This window comes from Agriterribacter humi, from assembly GCF_009192765.1.
Lineage (GTDB): Bacteria > Bacteroidota > Bacteroidia > Chitinophagales > Chitinophagaceae > Agriterribacter > Agriterribacter humi.
In genome coordinates, this window is the sequence record NZ_VOHQ01000011.1 from 64,172 (window position 1) to 89,128 (window position 24,957).

Below are 24,957 nucleotides of genomic sequence, written 5' to 3' on the forward strand. Positions count from 1 at the left end.
ATTAATGGCGTGTACTCATCCGAAAAACTTGCAGCGGGTTATAATATGATACCCAACCTGGTGTGGTCTGTTATTCACCTGACACCCATTACCGTATATTGTTTTACGGAGATGGACCGGGTATGGGTGTATATTTTTTTAGGATTGAGTGTATTGGCAGCATTTGTGCCTAACCGTTTTTTTGACCGTATGCAATTGAGCAAAACAACGAAATTCTATAGAAAACTTGGCATCCTAACGGTAAGAAGGTTTAGCCAGGATGGTGATATGATCAACAGGCTGATCAGGAAAAAATACCCGGAACACAGGATCATCCGCGGCTATAAAAACAGGGAGGCATATATACAGCGTACTTATTTTTACGAAAGATTTCATTTTATAGTATTGGTGTTTATGCTGGCCGCATCCGTTTATGCCTTCCTGCAATTTGATTACTGGTGGGCGCTGACATTTATCATCAGCAATATATTATACAACATCTACCCCATGTTCCTGCAGCAATATAACCGTATGAGAATTGAGATGCTGGTTAAGCGGCAGAATACGTAATTTCATTCAACAATAATGACTATGCAAAACAAACGCAGAAAATTTTTAAAGTTAACCGGGCTTACGGGGCTTGGTGTTGCAGGAAGTAGCCTGTTAAAAGGGGCTGCTGCAGTAAAGGATTTTTCTGATCAATTGAACTCACCCTTTTCAAATATCAATAGGATGTCTGCTGAAAAAAATAACGCATTTGATGAAACGCAACTGAGTATGATCGGCATTTATGGCTCATGGGCTGCCGGTTTAACACAAAACAAGTTACCTGCTTTTTCTTTCCGCAAAAAGGAATGGAAACATATTGGTGAGTGGAGAAAAGCTGCGCGAACCCGGTTGCGGGAACGGTTAGCCATTCCTGTTATTGAAGGGGCGCCTGCTGTGAATGTAAAAAAACAATATGAGTATGATGGTCTGCATATTGAGGAAATAAGCTGGCAGTTACCTTATGGCAGGCCAACAGAGGCCATAGTATTAAAACCCCTGAACCAAAAAGGGCGTTTGCCCGGCATCCTGGCGTTTCATGACCATGGCGGCAATAAATATTTCGGCACCCGCAAAATAACCCGAACTTCCGATGAACGCCATCCCTTAGACGTTGCGCATCAGCAGGAATCTTATGAAGGTACTGCCTGGGCAAATGAAGTGGCTAAAAAAGGGTATGTGGTAATGGTTTCGGATGCCTTTCCTTTTGCCAGCCGCAGGGTAATGCTGCAGGATGTGCCTGAGCATTTGCGCAAAGGGTTAAATGACAATGATCCGGAGAAACCTGAAAACATAGAAGCGTATAACAAATGGGCTGCGGAACACGAGCATATCATGGCTAAATCGTTATTCAGCGCCGGCACTACCTGGCCCGGTGTATTTTTTGCAGAAGATCAGAAAGCCTTAGATGTATTGTGTGCACGAAAAGATGTGGATGCCAGTCGCATTGGCTGTGGGGGGTTATCGGGTGGCGGTATGCGTACCGTATTCATGGGCGGGTTAGATGAAAGGATCAAATGCGCGGTTTGTGTTGGTTTTATGACTACCTGGAAAGATTTTCTTTTACATAAATCATTTACCCATACCTGGATGACCTATGTACCCCTGCTACCAAATGAGCTGGATTTCCCGGAAATACTGGGGTTAAGGGCGCCGCTGCCCACTATGGTTTTAAATGACAATGAAGATGAGCTGTATACCCTGTCTGAAATGAAAAGAGCGGATGAAATACTGCAACAGGTGTATAAAAAAGCAGGTGCGCAAGACCGTTATAAATGTTCTTATTACCCCGGTCCGCACAAATTTGATAAGCAAATGCAGGGAGAGGCCTTTGCCTGGTTCGACCGGTGGCTGAAAGGGTGAGTGTTATTTTTATGTAATGTTTTACCAGAAAGGTTGCTGGTGGGTATTAAAAATCCGAAGTATGATAATAAGATTATCCGGAGCAATAGTGAAATGAATAGTGAATGGGAAGGTATCAATAAACTTCACCCGTACATTATCATAGCGAATAGCAGAAGCGGTTGGTACACTGACAATCTTTTTGAAATAAATATCCAGCGTATTTACAAATTCGAGACCGAGTCCATTGGAAAGTTCGTCATAATATTTGACCGCCTTATCAATATCTTCAGTCGCCTCTTCTGAAAGGACGATAACGTTAAGCATCAGGCGGTTTTATATTTTTGCCTCACAACATTCCAGGCCTGTAATGAGCCGGGGTTCTGTTGGGCCTGCAGTAACGTTTTTCGAACTGCGTCCTTTTGCCATTCGGGAATTTCAGTTACGGGTTCTTCAACAATCTCAATAGCTTCTTCTTTTCGCAAATGTTCAATCAAAGAAGCTGCATATGCTTTTTTTATGATTAAATGCAATACTTCAGACATAGGAGATAGTTTTTTAATTAGACACTTTTACCGGAAACAAACCTTTTATTTTATGAAAAATGCTTAAACAAATCTACAATTTTCTGATGTCTTTCTAAAAAGCTTTTCCCCGGTTTGTTTAAAGTCAGGTTTTCCACTATATTTAACGGGCTGCATTCAATGAAAATTACTGTTAGAATGAATATAAAAACCTTCAATTCCCCCCGGCAATTGGGCGAAGCAGCCGGTAAAGATGCTGCGGTTCTCATTTGTGAAGCCATTGAAAAGAATGGCGGCGCTAATATCATCCTGGCTACAGGCGCCAGCCAGTTTGAGACCCTTAATCAATTGATAGCAGAGAAAAGTATTGACTGGAGTAAAGTGGTCATGTTTCATCTCGATGAATATATCGGGCTACCGGTAACGCACAATGCCAGTTTCAGAAAATATTTGCAGGAAAGATTTCTGGCCAAGGTGCCGCCGCTCAAAGCTGCATATTTGGTAAACGGCGAAACGGATCCCATAGCCGAATGTGAACGCCTTGGCGAACTGATCGCGAAGCATCCCATTGATGTGGCGCTTGTAGGTATAGGGGAGAACGGGCATCTTGCTTTCAATGATCCGCCTGCTGATTTTGAAACAGAAGAGCCATATATTGTGGTTGAGCTGGATGAAATGTGTCGCAAACAACAGATGGGAGAGGGGTGGTTTGCCGCTGTTGAGGAAGTACCAAAGCAAGCTATCAGCATGTCTGTAAAGCAAATATTAAAATCAAAGCATATCATTTGTTCGGTGCCCGATGGCCGCAAAGCCGCTGCTGTAAGAAATACAGTGGAACAAAAGGTAAGTAATATCTACCCCGCAAGCATATTGCAAACGCATGTTGCCTGTACCTGTTACTTAGACAGGATGTCGGCTGCATTTCTTTCCAACAGCAATTAACCCCTTTTTAAAAGAATTGTTACTATTTATATTATGAGTACTGCTTTAACCAAAACCGTAGATGTTAGCGCTTTAACCAAACGCGATACGGTTATTTCCATATTGATCATCGGGCTGCTGTTTTTTATTTTCGGATTTGTTTCGTGGATCAACGCTATCCTTATTCCTTATTTTAAAATAGCTTGTGAGCTAACGAACTTTGAGTCTTACCTTGTTGCATTTGCGTTTTATATTTCCTATTTGGTAATGTCGGTTCCATCATCCTTCCTGTTAAAAAAAATAGGATTCAAAAAAGGCATCATGGTGGGGTTTTGGGTAATGGCGGCAGGAGCGTTTATTTTTTTGCCGGCAGCCCTGAGCAGAACCTATGAGATATTTCTTATCGGATTGTTTACCATTGGTACAGGACTTTCCATTCTTCAAACAGCAGCCAATCCTTATATTACTGTTTTAGGTCCTAAAGAAAGTGCGGCGCAGCGCATCAGCATTATGGGCATATGTAATAAGGGCGCAGGTATTTTGGCTCCGCTGCTGTTTGCTGCGGTAGTATTAAAAGCAACAGATACGGAATTGTTCAACGCCATAGGCACGATGAGTGAAATGGAAAAAAGTGCCGCTTTGGATGAGCTGATCAGGCGGGTGATTGTTCCTTATGCCTGTGTGGGCACGGTATTGCTGGCCCTGGGACTGGTGGTACGTTATTCGCCATTGCCGGAAATTAATACGGAGCAGGAAAGTACAGCAGTGGCTGCGGCTAACGCTGGTAAGAAAAGTATATTTCAATTTCCATACCTCATTCTCGGTGCGGTGGCCATTTTTTTGCATGTAGGTACACAGGTTATCGCTATTGATACCATCATCGGTTATGCCAATTCCATGCATATCAATTTGCTGGAAGCCAAAGTTTTTCCTTCTTATACCTTATTTGCTACCATTTGTGGTTATATACTGGGCATTATTTGCATTCCCAAATACATCAGCCAGGTAACTGTATTAAGGTTGTGTACCCTGCTGGGACTGTCCTTAACATTGCTTATCATTTTTGTAAACGGTCAAATTACAATGTTGGGGCATACGGCTGATATTTCCATATGGTTTGTGGTGCTGCTTGGTTTGGCCAATTCACTGGTATGGGCGGGCATATGGCCTTTGGCATTAGATGGTTTGGGGCGATTTACAAAGCTGGGGGCTTCGGTGCTCATCATGGGCTTATGCGGTAATGCTATTCTGCCGCTTTTTTATGGATGGATGGCCGATGTATACGATGTTCGCACAGCCTACTGGGTATTGTTTCCCTGCTATTTGTACCTTGTGTTTTATGCTTTTTACGGGCATCGTGTAAAAAGATGGTCTTTATAAAAAGGCTGCTATTTTTTAAAGATTAAAAACCGGATCATGCAAGGGTTGAAAATATACAACGGCAAAATAATAACCCCCGGGGGAATTATTAATAATGGTTCGGTACTGGTTACAGGAGATACGATTACTGCTGTTAGTGAAAATAATATAGAAGTAGAAAATGTTGCTGCCATAGATGCGAAGGGATTATATGTTTCACCCGGGTTTATTGATATACATGTACATGGCGGCGGCGGGCACGACTTTATGGATAATAGTGTGGAAGCCTTTTTGGCCATTGCTGAAACACATGCCCGCTATGGAACTACCGCCATGTGGCCAACCAGTCTTACCAGCAATAAGGAAGGTATTCTTCAAACGCTTGATACTTACGAAGCGGCAAAAGATAAAAATATCAATGGCGCACAGTTTATGGGCATGCACCTTGAAGGTCCTTATTTTGCCATGAACCAGCGGGGGGCGCAGGACCCGCGCTATATACGCAATCCCGACCCGGAGGAATATAAAGAAATTCTTGCTCATTCTTCTTCCATTAAACGATGGAGTGCTGCGCCGGAATTGAAAGGCGCGATTGAGTTTGGAAGATATATCCGGACCAAAGGTATACTGCCTGCCATGGCACATACCGATGCCATATATGAAGAAGCGTACGAAGCGTTTAAAGCGGGTTATTCGCTGGCTACACATTTGTACTCTGCCATGTCGGGCGTTACCAGGCGTAATGCTTTTCGCTATGCAGGCGTAATTGAAGCCGCTTTTCTCACCGATGATATGGATGTGGAGATCATTGCAGATGGTGTTCACCTGCCAGCTCCGTTGCTGAAGCTGGTATATAAAATTAAAGGCGCCGGCCGAACGGCTTTAATTACGGATGCTATGCGTGCTGCGGGTATGCCTGAAGGTGAGAGCGTGCTGGGCAATATTAACGATGGTATAAAAGTAATTGTGGAAGATGGGGTAGCAAAACTGCCCGACCGCACTTCATTTGCAGGCAGCGTAGCAACGGCCGACCGTCTCGTAAGGACTATGATCAATATGGCGGAACTGCCCCTGGAAAAAGCCATACAAATGATTACTGCTACCCCTGCGCGGATTATGGGCTTGCAGGATAAAAAAGGAGCGCTTGAGGCTGGTAAAGATGCTGATATTGTTTTATTTGATAAGAATATTCGGATTGAAATGACAATAATAAAAGGAAGGGTGGTGTACCAGCGTAAATGATAAAGAATAAACCGTATAAAATTTACATGGAGGTACAGGATGCATATTAAACGGTTTTTATGTACTTTGTAGCATGTATTATCCTCTGGGTTAGTTCATATAAATTTCACCCCTTCCCGAATGAATAAAACAAATTTTGTTTTTATTTTTTTATTGATTGCCACAACTTTCAATTGTAAAAATACAGATAACAACATTCCTGAAAAACCTGTACTACAACCGCCCGTTATCCAAAATCCTTCACCAGTAGCACTTTCCCCGGAAGAGAGCATGAAAGCCATGCATCTTCCGGAGGGCTACCGGATTGAGCTGGTAGCCGGCGAGCCTATGGTTGAAGAACCGGTTGCTGTTGTTTGGGATGGCAATGGAAGAATGTATGTGGCTGAAATGCTTACCTACATGCAGGATATTGAGGCTACCAATGAAAATGCGCCCCTTAGCCAGATCATCCGGCTGGAAGATACAAACGCCGATGGCAAAATGGATAAAAGAACAGTGTTTGTTGACAGCCTGGTGTTACCCCGCATGATGCTTACATTAGATGACAGGCTGATTGTACAGGAAACCTACTCAAACAATTTATACACTTACAGGGATACAACGAACGATGGTATAGCCGATGAAAAAGTGCGGGTATACCACAACGATACTCCTGATACCCGTAACCTTGAGCACCAGAAAAGCGGGTTGGTATGGAATCTGGATAACTGGATATATACCAGCCGGCAAATCAGGTATAAATGGACTGGTGACCAGTTAAAGATTGACAGTCTTACTGATGTACCCGGCGGGCAATGGGGATTAGGCAACGATGATTATGGAAGATTATTCCTTTCTTCGGCCGGTGGTGAAGTGGCGGCATTGGGTTTTCAGCAAATGCCAGCCTATGGCGAGCTTGATTTTGAGAACGATCAGTATGAAGGCGATTTTCACTCTCCCTGGCCTATAATAGCCACTCCCGATGTGGAAGGTGGTAGCAAACGCTTGCGTGCCGACAGTACACTAAATCATTTTACGGCTACATGCGGACAAACTATTTTTCGGGGCGACAGGCTTCCGGCAGGCATGAAAGGCGATCTCTTTATTTGCGAACCTGTGGGCAGGTTGATCCGCCGTGCAAAAGTGCTGAACAAAAATGGCATACGGGTAGTGAAGAATGCATATGATAAAGCTGAATTTATAGCTTCCACCGACATGAATTTTCGTCCGGTAAATATGACAACCGGTCCAGACGGTTGCCTGTATATTGTTGACATGTACAGGGGTATTATACAGGAAGGAAACTGGACAGGCCCCAAATCCTATCTTCGGCCGCAGATACAACGTTTTGGTTTGGATAAGAATATTGGCAGGGGAAGAATATACCGGGTTGTTCATGAAGCTATTCCGCCTGATGCGCGAAAACCAAACATGCTGAATGCATCGGCGGCACAATTGGTAAAATACCTTTCACATCCCAATGGCTGGTGGCGCGACAATGCACAGAAATTACTCATCGTCCGTAATGAACAATCTGTTGTTCCGGCATTAAAACAAATGGTGCTGGATGAACCTTCTTTTGGGGATGATCTTATGTTCTGGAAGGATAAGCCTTCGTTACTCGGGCGTATACACGCTTTATGGACGCTGGAGGGATTACAGGCCGTAGACAGGTCCTTTTTATGGCAGGTGATGAAGGATAAATCACCGGAACTGAGGCGCATGGCTGTATGGATCAGCGAAGCTTATATTAAAACGAAAGGCCAGGATGTGTATTTGCATTTAACCAAATTGATCAACGATCCTGATACAGATGTGCGCACACAACTGGCACAATCATTACGTTACAGTACACCCGAAAAAGCAAAGCCGATGCTTGAGGTGATGATTAAAACAGACAGCAATCGTAAGGGTATGGTGTACCAGGCCGCTCAAATGACCATTGGACATCTTACTACAAGCCTGCCTGTAGAGGTACAAACCGATCACCTTAAGCAGGCAGACAGGGCCTTAGTATTAAAGGGTGCGGAAAATTTCAAATCTCTTTGTTCTTCCTGCCACGGAGCCAATGGCAAAGGACTGCAATTTGGCGGATCAGGAATGATAGCGCCACCATTAGCAGGTTCAAAACGTGTGAACGGTGATCCCGGAAAACTGATCCGCATCGTTTTAAGCGGATTAACCGGTCCTGTAGATGGAAAAGATTATCCCAGCATTATGCCGCCCATGTTAAATAGTGATGATGAATGGCTGGCTGCTGTACTCAGTTATTTACGCACCAATCTCGGCAATTCGGCTTCAGTTATACAGCCCGCAGATATAAAAAAGGTGCGTGATGTGGTAGGAAGAAGATGGGATCCCTGGACGCTGGAAGAATTGGAAAAAGAAGGAAGCTCAAAAAAGTAGGCCTGTGCAGGCTGGAATGCTTCTACACTGTTAACCCATATAACAGGCACATACTTTATATTTGCTGTTTATATAAGAAACATAAAATATAGGGATGAAATTCAGTCATTTTTTTGAGCATGTGCATGTTGATGAATTTTCCGCTACACCCAAGTACCTGCAGCTTACCCACTCCATATTGAATGCTATAGAAGCAGGAAAATTAAAAAAAGATGACCTGGTACCTTCTATCAATGAGCTCAGTTTTGAACTGGAGATATCGAGAGATACTGCCGAAAAGGGATATAAGCATCTTAAAAAAATGGGTGTGTTGGGTTCAGTTCCCGGTAAAGGATACTATATTGTTAATGATGATATTAAACAAACCCAGCATGTAATGCTGTTGTTTAATAAGTTGAGTGCCCATAAAAAAATTATATACGATGGTTTTGTGGAAACATTGGGTGAGCATGTTGCTATTGATTTTTACATTTATAATAATGATTTCGCCCTTTTTAAAAAGTTATTGGGGAATGCCAAAGAAGATTATTCGCATTTTGTGATTATCCCGCATTTTATTGAAGGGGGCGAAAATGCGCATGAAATCATCAATACCATCCCCAGGCATAAGCTGATATTATTGGATAAAAAAATCTCTGGCGTAAATGGCGAATATGGCGCGGTATATGAAAATTTTGAGAACGATATTTATAATGCGCTGGAGCAGGCATTGAAGCAGTTGGCCAAATACCATACACTAAAAATTATTTTCCCTGAAAAAAGTTATTATCCCAAAGGAATATTAAAAGGGTTCAACCGGTTTTGCCAGGAATACGCCTTTACACATAAAGTGGTACACGATATTGCAAAAGAGCCCATCAATAGCGGCGAAGTGTACATTAATGTTATGGAAGCCGACCTTGTTATACTCATTGAAAGGCTTATTTCCATGAAATATAAAATAGGCAAGCACATTGGTGTTATTTCTTATAATGAAACCGTTATGAAAAAAATAATTTTAAACGGAATAACCACCATATCAACAGATTTTCATCAAATGGGTGTAAAAGCGGCCGAACTAATATTATCCGGCGCCAAGGAACATATTGAAGTGCCCTTTAAACTTACGCTGAGAGCGTCGTTGTAATTCCCGGAATTATTCATAGGTATGTTTATTGGTTTGATCTGTACATTTCCGGCGTTTATCTATAAACGCCTGCTTACATATGGCTTTCTTTATTTTTGATATATTTTGAAAGAGGTATCATGAACAAGCGGGCGATTACAATTGTTATACATATTACTTGCTGGGCATTATATCTTTTGCTGCCTGTTATTTTTTCTCCTGGTTTCAGTACGGGGACCAAAGAATTTGCACATATATTTGGCTATCCGCTCTGGTTTTTAGCCATCAATCTTTTTTTGGTTCCACTCTTTTATTTCAACGCTTATTTTTTGGTTCCGAAGTTTTTTTTTTATAAAAAACCGCTTCTCTATTTCGGATGCACATTTTTATTGTTGATTTTATTCCTTCTGATCCCGGAACCCGGCAGGATGATAATAACGGACTTTCGCGATATTCCATCCCCCTTTCAGCACCCGGAACGGCTGGAATTTATGCGCAACCGTCCGAATCGTTCTTTTATTGTGGGTTTCAGGATGACACCACGCATATTTTCTTTTTGCCTGGTATGGCTGCTGGGAATCCTGATTCAGGCAATTGAGCGGTGGCGGGTGGCTGATAAGCGCTCGAAAGAAAATGAACTGGAAAAGGTAAATGCGGAACTGTCGTATCTGAAATTGCAGATCAATCCTCATTTCCTGTTTAATACATTGAATAATATTTACTCATTGGCTTCGGCACAAAGCCCGCAAACGCCGGCCGCTGTAATGAAGTTATCTGAGATCATGCGCTATGTTACGCAGGAGGCCCAGGCAGATACAGTGCCACTAGAAAATGAGATCCGGTATATCGCTAATTACATAGAACTTCAGAAAATGAGGAGTAATGATAAGCTGGAACTCCGTTTTACGACCTCCGGTAATTTTTCATCCTGTTATATTGCGCCCCTGCTGCTGATATCTTTTATTGAAAATGCATTTAAGTATGGTACCAGCAATCATGAAAAAAGCATGATCACTATTGGTATCAGTGAAAACCAGAATGTGCTTTTTATGCATGTCCGCAACTCAATATTTGAACGCCCGGAAAACCGGAACACTTCCAGTATCGGCATATCGAATACACGAAGAAGGCTGTCCTTGTTATACCCCGGGAAATATTCACTGGATGCCGGCAAAAAAGATAATATTTTTAATGTTGAGCTCAAAATTGAGTTATTATGATTAAGTGTGTAGTAGTAGATGATGAACCATTAGCTATTTCTTTGCTCCATCAATACATCAGGCAATACCAGGGACTTGAAATGCTGGACGGATTTACAGATGCCATTGAAAGCATTGAATACATCAACAACAATCATATAGATATCCTGTTCCTGGATATACTGATGCCCGATATAACAGGAATAGAGGTACTTAAGAGGCTCAATAAAAAACCTGCTATAATATTTACCTCCGCCCACCGCGACTTTGCGGTGGATGGTTATGAAATGGGGGTGGCCGATTACCTGTTGAAGCCCTTTAGTTTTAACAGGTTCAAAAAGGCCGTAGAAAGAGCTGTAGATTTTATAAGGTTGAAAGAAAAAGACAATGGCGATTTGTTGCCAGGCATATTTATAAAATCGGAATATAAACTGGTGAAGATAAATTTCCAGGATATCATTTATGTAGAGAGCATGGATGATTATATTCGTATTCACCTGGAAGATAGCCGGCCTGCTATTACGCTGATGCGGCTGAAATCCTTTATTGAAAAGCTGCCGCCTGCAGATTTTCAGCGGGTACACCGCCGTTATATAGTGGCGGTAAAAAAAATTAATTCCCTCGGTAGCAAAAAGTTGGTGTTAAAAAATGGAACAGAAATACCGGTAGGTAATACTTATCAGCAAATTATACAGGCTTTCCGGAATGGCATTAAGGGTGCTTAAATCTCAAATCAGAAATTTTATATCCTCCCGTTTCCTGTTCGCCTATTCTTTTAAATGGTTTGCCGATTTTAACAAGTGAAATTGACCATTCGTATAGAAATTTATGGCGTTCAATAATTTCTGATCCCCGATAAATATTTTAATATGCCCGAAGATAGCCTGCTTATCAGCGAAACCAGCACTGCTTTAAATGGTTACATACATCATGATTTTGTTTTTGTAAAATCCGAATATAAAATCATTAAAATAAAACTGGAAGACATTCTGTTTTGTGCGGGCATGAAAGACTATACGCAGATATACGTTGCCGGTAAAAACCAACCCATATTAACCCTGCAGAATTTAAAAAATTTCCTGGCGCGTTTGCCTGCTAAAGATTTTGTGCGGGTACACCGCTCATTTGCAGTATCAATATTCCATATAGACTCTATTTCGAGAAATGAAATTGCCATTGGAAAAAAAACCGTTCCGATAGGTAATAGTTACCGTTCCGATTTTTTCAACATTGTGGAAAAATACTCCTGAACAGGTATTAAGGAACCGAAGGTGCGGAGCATACACCAAGCGCCATCACTTCTTTACATGACAGCGATGGGCGTTTTCCTGCAAGTAATTTTTTCATCACGGCATTGCCTGTTTTTAAAGCATCCTGCTCCAGCAGGAACCTCCGCTCTCCTGCCACTGCAGGTATGGTTTCCTGGTGAATGAATGTTTTGTTATCTACTTTTATTTCATAACCCCATCCTTCCATTGTTCTAAAAGACACGACTTCTACTTTCAGTAAATCGTTTCCGGTGTTGTGCATCACGGTATAAATTCCTGTTACTGCCATCAGTGATATGGCGATAACTAATAAAATAAGGTATCTACTGGTCTTCATATTCATTGTATTCCTGGTCAGGGAAAAACTCACGGATATCTTCGTATTGATAGGTGCTGCTTTTACCCAGCAACACAAACCCCCGGTTGTTGATACTAAACGCAGATGCTCCTGATCTTGCAGCTCCTTCAAAAGGCGTTTTGCTTTCCCACAGGTCGGTAGCAAAATCATATTCCCAGGTATCTTTATAAATACTTCCATTCTCACCGGAGCAGATATAGGCTTTGTTGTTCACTACAAAAGCCGCAGCTTTGCTGCGAACGATATTATAATCATCATCATAGCTATCATCGCTCGCATTGCTGATCTTTCGTAACATGCTCCAGGCCTGCCCTTCAGGCTGTGCCGGATCAAACACGTTAAAATCGTTAACCGTGCCGCCACTATAAGTGCCTGTGCATATATAGGCTTTATCATTATACACAAAGGCTACAGCACCCATCCGTTTTTCACCACTCATGCTTACCCTTTGTGTCCATTTTCCTTCTGTACCGTCGTTAGGGTCAAACTCCCATATATCTTTAAGGTAATTGCCATCAAACCCGGTGGAGATATACCCCTTTCCTGCAATACTGAAAGCAACAGCGTTATATCTTCCCGATCCGCCAAAATCGGCTTTTTGTGTCCATTCATCAGTAGTTGCATTGTATTCCCAAAAATCTTTAAGCTTATTATATCCGTCATAACCGGTTCCTATGTATCCTTTGTCGCCAATAGAAAAACCCGTTGCTGCGTTTCTTGCTGTTCCCGGAAGCTCCGCTTTCTGTTGCCAGAAATTATATTCCGGGTCAAACTGCCATAGATCTTTTAACCGTTTTGTTCCATCATACCCGGCAACAATATATCCTTTATTGCCTATGGTAAATGCAACGGCTTCGCTACGGGCCACGCCTTCAAACGAAGACCGGGTAATCCAGTTCCCTTCTGTGGTATCATCCGAATCTGTGCTTTTGGTACAGGAACTAAAGAGGGCGCTAATGGCTGTAATGCAAATCAATACTATTTTCGCTTTCATTATCAAAAAATTTGCAGCTAAACTATCCGAAAGCGAAACGGTAAAATCGTTAAAATGTAACTGTAATATGTATTTATAGATGAATAGTATTTTTTTCCATACCAATTACAGCTTAAGTGGAATGCACATTCCCCGCATTCATTAATTGCCACATTATCTCAGTTTCCATATGTTTTACATTCTGCTAAGCGTTCATCTATAAAAACAAACTCCCCGTATATGTATCAGCATCTTCTGTACACACTAACAAATTAGTAACACACAACGCTGATAATATTGCATTCGTAAGCCATTAACATATGTAGCTGTCTGCAATAAAAAGTATGAGAAAATTAATATGCACTGCCGGTGTTTTAGTTTGTATATATACTGCAGGGTGCAAAAAGGCCTATATACAATTCGGGGAGCAATTTGTTGATGCCGGCATAACCAATATAGTGGTTGTAGATACCATTACGCCGTTGCTCTCTACCGTATTCAGAGATTCCGTTCCTACTTCTCAATCCGGAACCATCTTAGCAGGAAGTTACCACGACAATATTTTCGGCAAAATGGCCGCATCCTCTTTTTTTGTACTTGCATCCGCATCCAATGTTCCTGACCTGCATGTTTCCGCTGCATACGATTCACTGGTGTTTCAAATGCGGAGTGACAGTTCTTTTTACGGGGATACCACTGTTGCCCAACGGTTCAATGTACATCAGTTATCGGGGCTAATTGAATTTGGTGAGGACAAAACCTATTTATACGACAAGAGTAATTTTCCGGTATACGCCACACCGCTCGGCTCCGCCATTGTAAATATCCGTCCCTCTTTAAAAGATAGTGTGACTATTCGTTTAAATGATACGAAGGGGCTGGAATTGTTTGCGTTGATTCAATCAAAATCGCAGGCTGTGCTTACCAATGCTGATTTTGAGCAATATTTTAAAGGGCTGAGGATCAGTCCGGACGATAGTAATGCCAATGCCGCCGTGTATGGCTTTTCCGATAGTGTTACCATGCGCCTGTATTATCATGAATCCAATCCATACCTTACTCAAAAATATATTGATTTCGTTTTAACGTCTAGAGAAAAGCAATTTAACCAGGTGCTGTATAACAGATATGGTACAGCGCTCAATGTAACTATTCCTGAAACAAAAGAAATGGCATCAGCACTTACCGCTGACGCAGCGTATGTACAACCGCTCACCGGTGTATTAATGAAAATACGTTTCCCTGCTTTACGTTCCTTGCTGGAGCGAAGTGATTACATTAAAATCATGAAAGCGGAATTAATTATTTCACCAGTAAAAGGCAGTTACAGCAACAATTATATGCTGCCTCCCCAATTGGTAGCATCTTCAACAAATATCAATAATGAGCTGGGCGGTTACCTGTCGGAAACGGGCAGTACCGGATCGCAGAACCTTCAGTATGGCAACTTAATTACCGACTGGCTATATGGCGAAGATACCCGATATACCTACGATGTAACAGCCTACCTGCAATCAGAAATTGAAAATAGCGCGGATAATACCAATGGCCTGATATTCGCACCTCCCTCGCCTGAATACAATACTAAATTGAACAGGCTTGTTGTGAGCAATAATGAGCATAGCATGGGAGGCGTGAAGTTAAAAGTGTATTATATATCTGTGCAACAATAATGCTGAATCAATATGAAAGAATGGAGAAAATATTTTTTTGCAAGTGGTATGATCCTGCTTGCCGTGCATTCAGGTTTTGCGCAAAATAACAGTTCGCCGTATTCTATACTCGGTATAGGTGATATAGAAGAAAGTTATTTTAACCGCACTTCAGGCATGGCCAATACCGGCATTGCATATCGCAATAAAAATTATCTGACACATAATAACCCGGCCTCAATTTCGGAATTGCAGGAGCAGTTCTTTACAGTGGAAGCCGCTGCGAGAGGTAAATTTGTTACCTATTATGCCAACAATTTAAATAGTACCGTTAACCAGACAAGAGATTTTAGTGTAAGCCGCTTCAGTATGGGTATAAAGGTAAAAAAATGGTGGGGAAGCAGCGTGGGTATGATGCCTTTCAGCACGGCTAACTATAGTTTTTCGGGGAAAAAAAGCATACAGGGTACGAATGTATTTACGTATGCGGATTATGAAGGCAAAGGCGGCGTGAACCAGTTTTACTGGGATAATGGATTTAAGATCGGTAAGCATTTTTCGGCAGGCATTGCTACTGCTTATTTAACGGGATCGCTTACACAAACAGAAAAGCTTTCTGATACAGACGCCACCGACATACTTACTACCACAAAAAATATTTATCTCCGCAACCTGTATCTTAATTATGGAATCCAGTATTACACCAGGCTGAATAAAAAATGGGATATCACCCTGGGTGCTACTTATGCGGCTAAAACAAATCTTGCAGCAGAATATACTACAGATGTTGCAGCCGGTGAAATTTCCGTTCATAGTGAGGTTACTAAAAATGATTATTTCAGGTTGCCTGAAGCATTGGGGCTGGGGATAGCGCTTACGAATAACAAGCAACTCACCATAGCAGCCGATTACCGTTATCAAAACTGGATAGCCCTCCAATACAGGGGAGCGGGATATGCATTACAAAACAGCCGGCGGGCTTCCATAGGTTTTGAATATTCAAAATTGCAGCAGGTATGGCCTTTAACCATAGAAAAAATGTTTTACCAGGGAGGATTATTTTATTCCGATTCTTACCTGCAGGTATACGGGCAGCGATTAAAGGATATGGGTATTTCGGCCGGCATTGGATTTAATTCAAAAAGAAGCACTATGAGTTATCTTATCGCTTTCGAATATGGCATCAGGGGAACAAGGGAAGAAAATTTAATAGAGGAACGATATGCAAGATTTACCCTCACCCTGTCATATAAAGATTTCTGGTACACCAAAGGCATTAAATATTATTAATCGTACTAACGGTGAACTGCCGGCTGCATTTTCAATTTTTTTTTATAGATTAATAGAGGGTCTATAAGCGGGGGAATAGTCTTGTTCCCCCTATTCTTTTCATATAAATGTTACTTGTTGTGTGTGGTTACAAATGCGTTACTTAATCTTTTTGCCAGGTTTTTGAATTTGAGCATTGCAGATAAATGCGCTTCCCCGCATGCACCATCAAAAACTTCTCCCCGTCGTATAAATTTTTTAGAAAAGGTACTGGATGTCATTCCCCATTTGCTGATGAACTGGTAATAGCCTTTATTCTTTTTTACTCTCTTTACCGACACCGACCCAAAATGATATACCCTGCTGGCGGCAATACCTTTAAAGAGGCGAATACCTGCCTGCCAGAGTTTCATTGAAAAGTCGGGGTCGGAATACATGCCGGGCGAGAACTCAATACTGTAAGCCCCCACCAGGTTCCAAATGCTTTTATGTACTATATTGGGCGGCCAGGTAGCGCCCATCCAATCCTTCATAGGCAATTGCACATACCCGTTCAGTAATTGCTGTTCATTAAAATTAGTAATAGCCTCACCATAGTTTTTGAGTATAGAACAGTTGTTTCCTGGCCGTGGTTCAATGGCGGTGGCCGATAAAAAGAAATAAGGATGACCAATGGCTTCAATTTCCTGCCAGAGCGCCGCATCCCAGCCGGGGCATGCATACATGTCATCATTCATATACAAAATATAATCGGTGTTTGCCAATTGGCTGCAGGCATTTAAAGCATAGCAAACACCAACATTTTCTTTACTGTATGTATAATCTAACCGGGTTTGTTGCTCAATCCATTCTAAGGACCCATCATTTCCTTCATTAATATGCACAATGATCTGGTGGGGATAGGTTGAATTTTTTTGAATGCTGTTGATACACAATTTTAAATAGGGAAGGTTATTCCAGGATGGAATGAGAATGGAAAATAAGCTATCATTTTTTTCTGTTCTCTTAAAAGACTGAACGGAAATACTGCTCATCATATAAATAAAGATAGGGTATTCTGTTTTTTGTAAAATAAGAGGACCGAATTAATATTTTGATGTGCCCGATACCCTGGTTCGTGTCCGCACGAAACATTAGCTGCTGCCAGGTATCATTATTATACCCCATCGGGAACGTCAGGTGACGGATGAAGTACAGACCCCACGAACAAATAGTATGATCTGGTTTAAAACGATAACGGAATATTGATCTTTATACTAAAATTCCTTCCCATATTATATACACCCTGCCGGCCGGTAACATTATTTACAGCCGTATATTTCAACCTGCTTAAATGATTTTGATAAGCGGTGTTGGCGAGGTTATTGCCGGTTAGGAAAATAGAAAACAGTGTTTTTTTATGATGCATGATATCCCCTCCAATAAAGGCATTCAACAGCGAATAGCCGCTTGTGGGTGTTTCCGTGTCATAAGCGGTAAACGCCTTGTTTTGCCTGAACGTATTATCTAGCTCAGCAGTGATGGAAAGATTACTGATCCTTTTTCCTTTCTTTAGAAATTCAGCTTTTAATTGTGTGATAAGCCGTGCGGCAGGGATAAAAGGAATATTCTTTACCCCTTCTATTGGCTGGTTAAATGCTCCTCTTACATAAGAAAAGGTGTTTTCAAAATGCAGCCAGTCTAATGGGTGGGGATGGATATCAATATATAATTCCGCCCCGTACAACAAGGCTTTCGCCTGGTCGAATGTAAAAGCGGTTATATCTTCCCCATCCACATTTACCAGCGAATCTCCGCCGTTAACATTGGAAAGCTTCCTGTAAAAAACAAAATGATCAATGTTGTTTATAAAACCGGTTGCACTTAAAGACAGATGTTCTGTGTTGATCTCTGCGCCTATATCGGCTTGCAGGCTGGTTTCGGACCGTAAATGCTGATCGCCGTATTCATACCGGTTGGTGCCTTCATGCGTGCCGTTGGAGGCCAATTCGGCAATGCCCGGTGCACGGAAACCTCTTGCTATATTCAGCTTCAGCGTGGTAGTCTTACTGGTTTCGTAGCTGATGCCGGCGCTCCCAGAAACATTACGGAATGATCTGGTAAAAGCCTCAAATTTGGTTTCATTATTTTCCAGCAACCTTTTTGAATCAACGGTTCTGTTATCAAACCGTATCCCACCGCTAATGGTAAAGCGATCGTAATTGCGTTGTGTGTATACAAAAGCGCCCACATCAAATAAATGATATTCAGGGATCAGCACTTCATCCGCTTTGTTTTTATTGCTTTGCTGCATACCGGTAATACCAACAGCGGTTTTCCATTTGTTGTTATCCGGCAGGTGGTATTGTACATTATAGGTAAATGTATTAAGATCAAAAAACAATTCGGGCGTATTTGGATCAAGCACATCCGCGAACTCTTTTCTTTTGTTGTTTTGAAAGCCGAGATTAACAGAGAGCTTTCCGTTTCCAACATTGAACCTGTTATCGGCGGCAACTTTAAAATGCTGAATATGCTGCCGGGGCATATCGGGGTGAATACCCGAAAAATCACCGCTTTCCGCAATTCTTGTTTCTGCTATGCCATTGTTATTTATTTCACGGATAAATTTTCCGGTAAGCGCATCCCGATCGCCTTCTATCAATCCTGGCTCCTGGTTAAAGCTGCTTACAATAATATGACTGTACCCCCAACTCCCATTGTAACCAATATACCCCCCAATATTCTTTTCATTAAACTTTGAATTGAATACGTAACCATCGTATTTGTTTTTGTAATCCTGTGCTCCTTTAAATGATCCGTACACATTCCAGTTCAGCCCGTTTTTATTGCCTGCCAGGTTAGCGCCAAAGCCACGCAGCCTGTTGTTGGTCTGGTAGTTCGCCATTATATTTCCTTTTATCGTTCCTTCTGCTGCAGGTGTATTGGTTAAAATATTGATTACGCCGGCCATGGCATCGCTTCCGTAAATAAGAGAAGCGGGGCCCTTTAATATTTCCACCTTCTGTACACTGTATTCATCTATTTCAATGCCGTGCTCATCGCCCCATTGCTGGCCTTCCTGGCGGATACCGTCATTAAGCACAATTACCCGGTTATAACCCAGTCCTCTTATAATGGGTTTTGAAATGGATGGGCCGGTGGATACTTGCGATACGCCCGGATTTTTGCTCAATGCATCAATGAGGTTGGTTGCAGCTACCTGGGTAAGTTCTCTTTTGCTTACAATAGTTACCGGTGTGGGCGTTCTTTTAATTTTAGTGGCTGTAGAAACACCGGTAACGGTTACACCTTCATTTTCAAGAACAGCAGGCGACAAAGCAAAATCTTTTTGCAGGTCTCCGTCAAGCCTTATATGTTCCGTAATGCTGCTGTACCCAACAAAAGAAACTTCGATAAGATAGCTTCCCGCTGCGATATTCCTGATCGTGTATTCGCCGTTTGCATTGGTTATGGCTCCTGTTTTGGCATCGGCAAAATATACGGAAGCTCCCGGCAATGGCTCTCCAGTGCGGGCATCGCTTACCCTGCCTGAAGCAGATACTTTGGTTATAGCAGACCGGCTATTTTTTACAGGTCCGCCCGAAATGTTTTGCGTTTGTGCAAAGCCGGGGCACTGCATTAATAAAATAAATGGAAGGAAGAATTGCCAGATATAATTGAATTTCAAAATAATATGCTTGAATAGTGAGGAATGCTCCTGTTAAACAATGTAAATAAAAAACACCGCCTGGTAAAAGGCCGTATCAATGGTGCCTTTGTGTGAATAATAATGATACAGTGTTTTATTGTTTCGTTTAAAGAAGATGACGGTTAGTATTCTATATCTATGCTATGAAATGTGGAGGTCCCCGTAGCGTAGTATGTTTCGGCATATTAGAATGTACTGCAACGGAAGAAAAATGGCAGATCAGGAAACTATTGCGGCTATTGTTTTCCTGGAGCGGGGAGGTGAACAGGAAAACTTTTTCTACATGGATGCTGCATGCCAGGCAATGGTCCTTTTTTGTAGCAAGATGTGATTTATGCTGGCATATATCCGTTCCCCGGCTATAATCACTGCAAACCATGGTGGCGCCGTGATTATGAAAAAGCTCAAAAGGAAATTGCGTTGCCGAAAAGCTGATAAGCAGCAGCAGCGCAATACAGAAGCGATATGATGTAAACAATTTAACCACGATGCATAAAAGTAGCCGGGCAAAGGTATATAAAAAATGAAACAATGATGCATTTTTTGAAAGTGGTTATTTTTCTAGGAAGTAAAGCAGATATGTCTTTTTTAAAATTATCAAATGAGATTGGGGTAAAGTGGTTTATTTTGTTGAATGAGTAAAGTTGGCAGAAACGATCCCTGCTATTGCGGCAGTGGAAAAAAATACAAAAAATGCTGTTTGTTAAAAGACGAAGAAAAGAACCTGGAAGAATTGAAGGGGGATGCTATAGTGGAAGAAGGAGAAAAATGGGAAGAAGAGAATGAGACCCGAAGGATGGCAATAGACGATAAGCCGGAAGGTATAGAAGAAGATGAAGCGGAATTTGAAGAAAATGAAGAAGGTGGCTATGAAGCTAAAGACGAAAATGACATTCGTTACAATACAGGGAACGGTAAAGATATTTTTTCCGTAAGGGATGGCCCTTACCCTGCTATTTCAAAAGAAGAAGAGCGGATAGTGGATGAATGGTGAGAGCTGTATAGGGAAATGGGTGATGACCCGGATGAAACACACAGGCATTTACAACTGTTTATGGATAAATATTCGCCAGAAATGGTGGAGAACATTGGGATGGAACATGAAATTTGTAACAATTGCTTCGCCGGAAATAATTAGTGCTATCCCATCACTGTTCCGTTAATAACTCATATCATGTTGGGGTATTTACGACCGGACTATACCGAAGCGGATTTGGAAACAATGGTAAAAGATATATCCATTGAATTTAATGGCAGTGAAGTTGAAAATGTTGCGTTTTAGGAAAACAAGATTTGATCAGATATTCCGTTCATTTACATTGTGGGACGAAAGCATTCCGCTTAAGAAATCGCAGGTTGAAAAAAAATCCTCGCAGTATCCTTTAATTATATGCGGTATTTGCATGAGTATAAAAATATTTCATGGATAAGCGCCCACTATTATTCGCACCTGATGCAGAAATATTTATTTGAGTACGTGGAGTTGTGTAAAAACAGACCCAAATATCTTTTCAATTTCTCAGAAAATGATGGATACAATCGTTAACAGGCTTTCAACGGATTTTATTTTTTCAGATTTTGTCAGAGCGGCAACAATGTTGAACAGCATCTGGCATTCTCAGGAATACCTGCATGTATGCGGAAATACAAACGAAGCCAGGAAAAATGAAATTCAGCTCCGGTGCGCTGGTATATACAATACAATTTATCTGCACCATCAAAAAGACAATATTGAAGCGCTTTGTTTTCCGGAATTCCCCTTTTGGGAAGGAAAATATGCTAATAGCGGGTCAAATTAATTCAGCGGTTTTGTAGCTTATTAAAATTCGTGTAGGTTTGCCAATCTTATAAAAGACAGTACTAATATGAATTTCAACAAGGTTAATAACATTACCGGATGGATTGTTTGTATCATTGCCTGCGCCGTATATATTTTAACGGCAGAAGCAGGAGGAAGCCTGTGGGATTGCGGTGAATTTGTGAGCAGTTGTTTTAAGCTGCAAATACCCCACCCCCCGGGAGCGCCTCTGTTTGTGATCATCGGGCGTATTTTTATAGTATTGTTTGGCGATAACCCACTTACCGCAGCTAAAGCGGTGAATATAATGAGCGCTTTGGCCAGCGGGTTTACCATATTATTCCTTTTTTGGACGATCACTCATTTTACCCGTAAAATATACCAGAAAGCGCATACCACATTAAGCGCTGAAAAGATATTTACCATTATGGCTGCCGGAGTAGTGGGTGCATTGGCCTTTACTTTCAGCGACTCCATGTGGTACAGCGCTGTAGAAGGTGAAGTATATGCCTTCTCCTCATTTTTGACAGCACTGGTATTCTGGATGATGTTGAAATGGGAGCACAATGCCGATGAACCCGGGGCAGACAGGTGGATTGTGCTGCTGTTTTTTGTTATTGGATTATCCATAGGTATTCACCTGCTTAACCTGCTTACTATTCCCGCTATTGTAATGGTGTATTATTTTCGCCGGTACAAAACTACCCCCTGGGGAATCTTCTGGGCTTTTATAGTGGGCTGCATCATTACAGGGTTTGTGCAAAAATTTGTAATTCAATATACCATAACCGGCTCAGGCATATTTGACCGTTGGTTTGTTAACGGGCTTGGATTGCCCTTTTTCTCGGGCTTCACCGCTTATTTTGTGTTACTGGGAATTGTAATCTTAATAGGCATCCGCAGGGCCGACAAGCTGATCAACAATTTTACAGGATTCGCCATTTGGCTCTCTGTGTTTATTTTCCTTTTTTCGTTTCCTTATATTACCTCTTTCTTTTCATTTATCCTATTTGTGGCAGGCACGGCTTTAGTAGTATATACAGCCTATCACAATAAAAGCAGGATCCTTAATTTTCTTAAGCTGGGACTCTGGTGCTTCGCGTTTATACTTATTGGTTACTCTACCTATCTTACTACCATGATCCGTTCTGCGGCCAATCCTTCGGTGGATATGTACAATGTAGATAATCCCATGAGCCTGGTGGGCTATGTAGGCCGCGAGCAATATGGTGATTTCCCATTAATATATGGTCAAACCTTTTCCGCCGATGTAAAAAGAAACCCTGATGGTACGCCAATGATCAAAGAAAAAGGCTACCGCTGGCAGAAAGGTGATAAGAAGTATATTAATATCGGCAAGAACTTTGAATATGAGTATGAACCTGAGGATATGATGTTTTTGCCCCGTATATGGGATGCCAGTAACGACCAGGGGCACGCCAATTATTACAGGAGCTGGCTGGGATTGGGTAAGGATGAAAAGCCTACATATATTGATAATATCCGCTGGGCTTTCGGCTACCAGATAGGATGGATGTACCTGCGTTATTTTGGATGGAATTTTATTGGTAAGCAAAACGACTTGCAGGGAACCGGCAATGTACGGGACGGCAATACCATTACGGGCATTTCCTTTATTGATAATTTGTTTTTGGGCGACCAGTCTAAGCTGCCCGACAGTATTAAAGAGAATAAAGCCAATAATAAATTGTTTGCCCTGCCTTTTATATTAGGTCTTATTGGTATGTTTTTCCACTACCACCACCACCGTGGAGATTTTTTAGTAAGCTTTTTGTTATTCTTTTTTACGGGTTTTGCCATTGTGTTTTACCTGAATGCGGCCGGTCCCCAGCCCCGTGAACGTGATTACGCGTTTGCCGGTTCTTATTATGCCTTTGCCATATGGATTGGTATTGGTGTGATGATGGTGAAACAATGGTTTGAAAAGGTGATGAATGCTAAGCTGGCCGGTTATGCCGCGGCGGTGATCTGCACCTTGGCTGTTCCCGTTATAATGGGCTTCCAGGAATGGGACGACCACGACAGAAGCAAAAAAGAATTAGCACGCGACCTGGCTACCGATTACCTGGAAAGTTGCGCCCCCAACGCCATACTGTTTACATTTGGCGATAATGATACCTATCCCCTGTGGTATGCCCAGGAAGTGGAGGGTATACGGCGCGATGTAAGGGTGGTGAATTACAGCCTGCTGGGGATTGACTGGTATATTAACCAGATGCGCTATAAAGTAAATGACAGTGAGCCTATAGATCTGTTGTGGGGCCCCGAAAAAACAGAAGGCGATAACCGCAATGTGGTATATTTTGAGGCCAAGCCCAATATACCCCAGAACCAATATGTGTATCTTGGAGAGGTATTAACTAAGATCATTGGCAGTGATGACCCTGCTTATATGATAACCTATGGTGCAGACAATACATTCAATACTTTCCCGGTAAGGAAATTCAGTGTACCTGTTGACAGCGCACTGGTGCGCAAGAACGGAACAGTGAATGCCAATGATACCATTGTAGATGAGTTGCGATTCGATTTGCCACAGGGTAAAAACGCGCTGATGAAGAATGATCTTGCTGTTCTAAATGTAATTGCCGCCAATAAATGGAAACGTCCTATATATTTTACGGCTCCGTTTAATGAGCTTGGATTTTCACAGTACTTGCGGGCCGATGGATTGAGCTACCGCCTGGTACCGGTTCAGCCCAAACAGGATAATGCAAATAACAATGTAAACAACGATGCTGCTTTCGGGAATATGATGAAAAAGTTTGCATTCGGCAATGCCAACCTGCCGGGCGTATACTTTGATGAAGAGAACCGCCGCCATTTATTGACCATACGCCAGGCTTATGCAAATGCCGCTGAAAGTATGGCCAAAGACGGAAGAAAGGAAGAAGCAAAAAAATTACTGGAAAAAAGCGATAAAGGTATCAACGTTGTTAATATGCCTTACGCCATGGTAAGTCGTGGCAACCAGCACAATATTATTGGTATATCCGTAATGGAAGCTGCATACGAGGCCGATTATAAAGAGTTAGGCGACAGGGTGTTGAAAGACCTGAAAAAGGATATTGACCAGCAGTTGAAATATTATGCAGCTTTGGGAAACATGTCGGTTCAGGAAATGACGCAGCACCTGCAGGATCCGGAAGGCTTAAGCGCAAAGCAGCGTACGTTGTACAGCGAGATTGACCAGACCTTCAGGGTGCAGAATTATCTTAGTTTTGTTGAAGGAAAGTATAAAGAACCGGCTGTTAATCCCGAAACGCCTGCTATAATAAAAACAGACAGTCCCGGAGCCAATCCGGATTCTATAAAAAAATAAAGCT

21 protein-coding genes are annotated in these 24,957 nt (G+C 41.9%); 15 read left to right on the forward strand and 6 right to left on the reverse strand.

The features are described from left to right. The first annotated feature begins 9 nt into the window (after positions 1-9). Positions 10-549, forward strand: a complete 540-nt coding sequence (locus tag FRX45_RS17140) for a glycosyl-4,4'-diaponeurosporenoate acyltransferase CrtO family protein (protein WP_152269681.1) — start codon at positions 10-12, stop codon at positions 547-549. A 21-nt stretch (positions 550-570) separates the two neighbouring features. Further along, positions 571-1,887: an alpha/beta hydrolase family protein gene (locus FRX45_RS17145; RefSeq protein ID WP_193311751.1), complete on the forward strand. Its 1,317-nt coding sequence runs from the start codon at positions 571-573 to the stop codon at positions 1,885-1,887. Between the two features lie 21 nt (positions 1,888-1,908). On the opposite strand, the gene FRX45_RS17150 is transcribed toward FRX45_RS17145, so the two are convergent. Next, positions 1,909-2,193: a hypothetical protein gene (locus tag FRX45_RS17150; protein ID WP_152269682.1), complete on the reverse strand. Its 285-nt coding sequence runs from the start codon at positions 2,191-2,193 to the stop codon at positions 1,909-1,911. Next, positions 2,193-2,411, reverse strand: coding sequence for a hypothetical protein (locus FRX45_RS17155; RefSeq protein WP_152269683.1), 219 nt, complete (start codon positions 2,409-2,411; stop codon positions 2,193-2,195). Before FRX45_RS17155 ends, FRX45_RS17150 begins: the two co-directional genes overlap by 1 nt. A 177-nt stretch (positions 2,412-2,588) precedes the next feature. On the opposite strand from FRX45_RS17155, the gene FRX45_RS17160 reads away from it, so the two are divergent. The 8 genes from FRX45_RS17160 to FRX45_RS17195 all read left to right on the forward strand — a co-directional run bounded on the left by FRX45_RS17160 (position 2,589) and on the right by FRX45_RS17195 (position 11,851). Beyond that, positions 2,589-3,332 carry a glucosamine-6-phosphate deaminase gene (locus FRX45_RS17160; RefSeq protein WP_152269684.1) on the forward strand — a complete coding sequence of 248 codons (744 nt, stop codon included), beginning with the start codon at positions 2,589-2,591 and terminating at the stop codon, positions 3,330-3,332. A 33-nt stretch (positions 3,333-3,365) separates the two neighbouring features. Beyond that, positions 3,366-4,691: a sugar MFS transporter gene (locus FRX45_RS17165; RefSeq protein ID WP_152269685.1), complete on the forward strand. Its 1,326-nt coding sequence runs from the start codon at positions 3,366-3,368 to the stop codon at positions 4,689-4,691. 36 nt (positions 4,692-4,727) lie between these two features. Then, entirely contained in the window at positions 4,728-5,912 is a 1,185-nt protein-coding gene (gene nagA, locus FRX45_RS17170) for an N-acetylglucosamine-6-phosphate deacetylase (RefSeq protein ID WP_152269686.1), read from the forward strand. A 120-nt stretch (positions 5,913-6,032) separates the two neighbouring features. After that, on the forward strand, positions 6,033-8,297 hold the full coding sequence (locus tag FRX45_RS17175) for a DUF7133 domain-containing protein (RefSeq protein WP_152269687.1): 2,265 nt from the start codon (positions 6,033-6,035) through the stop codon (positions 8,295-8,297). A gap of 94 nt (positions 8,298-8,391) precedes the next feature. Then, on the forward strand, positions 8,392-9,423 hold the full coding sequence (locus FRX45_RS17180; protein WP_152269688.1) for a GntR family transcriptional regulator: 1,032 nt from the start codon (positions 8,392-8,394) through the stop codon (positions 9,421-9,423). 407 nt (positions 9,424-9,830) lie between these two features. Beyond that, positions 9,831-10,622, forward strand: coding sequence for a sensor histidine kinase (locus FRX45_RS17185; RefSeq protein WP_193311752.1), 792 nt, complete (start codon positions 9,831-9,833; stop codon positions 10,620-10,622). Further along, positions 10,619-11,326 (forward strand): LytR/AlgR family response regulator transcription factor, encoded by a 708-nt coding sequence (locus FRX45_RS17190; protein ID WP_152269690.1) that lies wholly within the window; start codon positions 10,619-10,621, stop codon positions 11,324-11,326. Before FRX45_RS17185 ends, FRX45_RS17190 begins: the two co-directional genes overlap by 4 nt. A 144-nt stretch (positions 11,327-11,470) precedes the next feature. Continuing rightward, a complete protein-coding gene (locus FRX45_RS17195; RefSeq protein ID WP_152269691.1) occupies positions 11,471-11,851 on the forward strand; it encodes a LytR/AlgR family response regulator transcription factor in 381 nt (126 codons plus the stop codon). A gap of 7 nt (positions 11,852-11,858) precedes the next feature. On the opposite strand, the gene FRX45_RS17200 is transcribed toward FRX45_RS17195, so the two are convergent. Together FRX45_RS17200 and FRX45_RS17205 are read right to left on the reverse strand one after the other, a co-directional pair. Then, positions 11,859-12,206 (reverse strand): DUF4907 domain-containing protein, encoded by a 348-nt coding sequence (locus FRX45_RS17200; protein WP_193311753.1) that lies wholly within the window; start codon positions 12,204-12,206, stop codon positions 11,859-11,861. After that, on the reverse strand, positions 12,193-13,221 hold the full coding sequence (locus FRX45_RS17205) for a Kelch repeat-containing protein (protein ID WP_152269693.1): 1,029 nt from the start codon (positions 13,219-13,221) through the stop codon (positions 12,193-12,195). Before FRX45_RS17205 ends, FRX45_RS17200 begins: the two co-directional genes overlap by 14 nt. A gap of 323 nt (positions 13,222-13,544) precedes the next feature. Here FRX45_RS17205 and FRX45_RS17210 point away from each other — a divergent pair, with 323 nt between their 5' ends. Further along, the gene (locus FRX45_RS17210) at positions 13,545-14,873 is read left to right on the forward strand and encodes a DUF4270 family protein (RefSeq protein ID WP_152269694.1); all 1,329 of its coding nucleotides are present in this window, start codon (positions 13,545-13,547) and stop codon (positions 14,871-14,873) included. 12 nt (positions 14,874-14,885) lie between these two features. Beyond that, the gene (locus tag FRX45_RS17215; RefSeq protein ID WP_152269695.1) at positions 14,886-16,142 is read left to right on the forward strand and encodes a hypothetical protein; all 1,257 of its coding nucleotides are present in this window, start codon (positions 14,886-14,888) and stop codon (positions 16,140-16,142) included. Between the two features lie 110 nt (positions 16,143-16,252). On the opposite strand, the gene FRX45_RS17220 is transcribed toward FRX45_RS17215, so the two are convergent. Together FRX45_RS17220 and FRX45_RS17225 are read right to left on the reverse strand one after the other, a co-directional pair. Continuing rightward, positions 16,253-17,158 carry a glycosyltransferase family 2 protein gene (locus FRX45_RS17220; protein ID WP_152269696.1) on the reverse strand — a complete coding sequence of 302 codons (906 nt, stop codon included), beginning with the start codon at positions 17,156-17,158 and terminating at the stop codon, positions 16,253-16,255. Positions 17,159-17,346: 188 nt separating this feature from the next. Continuing rightward, positions 17,347-19,791 carry a TonB-dependent receptor gene (locus tag FRX45_RS17225; protein WP_152269697.1) on the reverse strand — a complete coding sequence of 815 codons (2,445 nt, stop codon included), beginning with the start codon at positions 19,789-19,791 and terminating at the stop codon, positions 17,347-17,349. A 164-nt stretch (positions 19,792-19,955) separates the two neighbouring features. On the opposite strand from FRX45_RS17225, the gene FRX45_RS17230 reads away from it, so the two are divergent. The 3 genes from FRX45_RS17230 (at position 19,956) to FRX45_RS17240 (ending at position 24,953) form a co-directional block, all read left to right on the forward strand. Beyond that, positions 19,956-20,177, forward strand: a complete 222-nt coding sequence (locus tag FRX45_RS17230) for a hypothetical protein (protein WP_152269698.1) — start codon at positions 19,956-19,958, stop codon at positions 20,175-20,177. Positions 20,178-20,446: 269 nt separating this feature from the next. After that, positions 20,447-20,806 carry an SEC-C metal-binding domain-containing protein gene (locus tag FRX45_RS23625; protein WP_226805428.1) on the forward strand — a complete coding sequence of 120 codons (360 nt, stop codon included), beginning with the start codon at positions 20,447-20,449 and terminating at the stop codon, positions 20,804-20,806. 871 nt (positions 20,807-21,677) lie between these two features. Next, a complete protein-coding gene (locus FRX45_RS17240) occupies positions 21,678-24,953 on the forward strand; it encodes a protein O-mannosyl-transferase family (protein ID WP_152269699.1) in 3,276 nt (1,091 codons plus the stop codon). Positions 24,954-24,957 lie beyond the last annotated feature (4 nt).

Coding starts and splice junctions, on each gene's coding strand:
- FRX45_RS17195 (WP_152269691.1), top strand. CDS start 11,471: ATGCCCGAAGATAGCCTGCTTATCAGCGAAACCAGCACTGCTTTAAAT.
- FRX45_RS17215 (WP_152269695.1), top strand. CDS start 14,886: ATGAAAGAATGGAGAAAATATTTTTTTGCAAGTGGTATGATCCTGCTT.
- FRX45_RS17205 (WP_152269693.1), bottom strand. CDS start 13,221: ATGAAAGCGAAAATAGTATTGATTTGCATTACAGCCATTAGCGCCCTC.
- FRX45_RS17165 (WP_152269685.1), top strand. CDS start 3,366: ATGAGTACTGCTTTAACCAAAACCGTAGATGTTAGCGCTTTAACCAAA.
- FRX45_RS17210 (WP_152269694.1), top strand. CDS start 13,545: ATGAGAAAATTAATATGCACTGCCGGTGTTTTAGTTTGTATATATACT.
- FRX45_RS17220 (WP_152269696.1), bottom strand. CDS start 17,158: ATGATGAGCAGTATTTCCGTTCAGTCTTTTAAGAGAACAGAAAAAAAT.
- FRX45_RS17160 (WP_152269684.1), top strand. CDS start 2,589: ATGAATATAAAAACCTTCAATTCCCCCCGGCAATTGGGCGAAGCAGCC.
- FRX45_RS17185 (WP_193311752.1), top strand. CDS start 9,831: ATGATAATAACGGACTTTCGCGATATTCCATCCCCCTTTCAGCACCCG.
- FRX45_RS17145 (WP_193311751.1), top strand. CDS start 571: ATGCAAAACAAACGCAGAAAATTTTTAAAGTTAACCGGGCTTACGGGG.
- FRX45_RS17155 (WP_152269683.1), bottom strand. CDS start 2,411: ATGTCTGAAGTATTGCATTTAATCATAAAAAAAGCATATGCAGCTTCT.
- FRX45_RS17240 (WP_152269699.1), top strand. CDS start 21,678: ATGAATTTCAACAAGGTTAATAACATTACCGGATGGATTGTTTGTATC.
- FRX45_RS17175 (WP_152269687.1), top strand. CDS start 6,033: ATGAATAAAACAAATTTTGTTTTTATTTTTTTATTGATTGCCACAACT.
- FRX45_RS17230 (WP_152269698.1), top strand. CDS start 19,956: ATGAAATGTGGAGGTCCCCGTAGCGTAGTATGTTTCGGCATATTAGAA.
- FRX45_RS17180 (WP_152269688.1), top strand. CDS start 8,392: ATGAAATTCAGTCATTTTTTTGAGCATGTGCATGTTGATGAATTTTCC.
- FRX45_RS17150 (WP_152269682.1), bottom strand. CDS start 2,193: ATGCTTAACGTTATCGTCCTTTCAGAAGAGGCGACTGAAGATATTGAT.
- nagA (WP_152269686.1), top strand. CDS start 4,728: ATGCAAGGGTTGAAAATATACAACGGCAAAATAATAACCCCCGGGGGA.
- FRX45_RS23625 (WP_226805428.1), top strand. CDS start 20,447: ATGAGTAAAGTTGGCAGAAACGATCCCTGCTATTGCGGCAGTGGAAAA.
- FRX45_RS17200 (WP_193311753.1), bottom strand. CDS start 12,206: ATGAAGACCAGTAGATACCTTATTTTATTAGTTATCGCCATATCACTG.
- FRX45_RS17190 (WP_152269690.1), top strand. CDS start 10,619: ATGATTAAGTGTGTAGTAGTAGATGATGAACCATTAGCTATTTCTTTG.